The 484-nt window shown below is 72.5% G+C and carries 1 protein-coding gene; it reads right to left on the bottom strand.

The genetic code is table 11. From position 1 onward, the window contains the following. A partial coding sequence (locus tag IE94_RS36735) for a condensation domain-containing protein (RefSeq protein WP_037924866.1) occupies window positions 1–484 on the bottom strand: 484 nt, incomplete at both ends.

The following is a 484-nucleotide window of genomic DNA, read 5'->3' as shown; positions in this document are numbered from 1 at the left end:
GGTGTGGCGGGCGGTGTAGGCGGTGGAGAGGTCGCGGGCGAGGGGGGACAGGGACCAGCCGTCGCCGGCGATGTGGTGCATGACGAGCAGCAGCACGTGCTCGTCCGCCGCCGTACGGAACAGGGTGGCGTGCAGCGGCGGCTCGGCGGACAGGTCGAAGGAGCGTCCGGCGGCAGCCCGCAACGCCGGCTGGAGCGCGTCCGCGTCCACCTCGACGACGGCCACGTCGAGCGGCGCCGCCTGCTGGACCACCTGGTACGCGCCCGTACCGTCGTCGTCCGGCACGAACACCGTCCGCAGGCTCTCGTGCCGCACCACCACGTCGTCCAGCGCCCGCCGCAACGCCGTGACGTCCAGCGCACCCGTCAGTTTCAGTGCGACGGGGATGTTGTACAGCGCGCTGTCCGGCTCGAACTGGTGCAGGAACCAGAGGCGTTGTTGGGCGTGGGAGAGGGGGATGTGGTGGGGGCGGGGTTGGGGGGGG

Source organism: Streptomyces violaceorubidus (genome assembly GCF_000717995.1).
Taxonomy (GTDB): Bacteria; Actinomycetota; Actinomycetes; order Streptomycetales; family Streptomycetaceae; genus Streptomyces; species Streptomyces violaceorubidus.
Note: the sequence above shows the minus strand (reverse complement) of the source record. Positions and strands in the feature narration are given on the sequence as shown.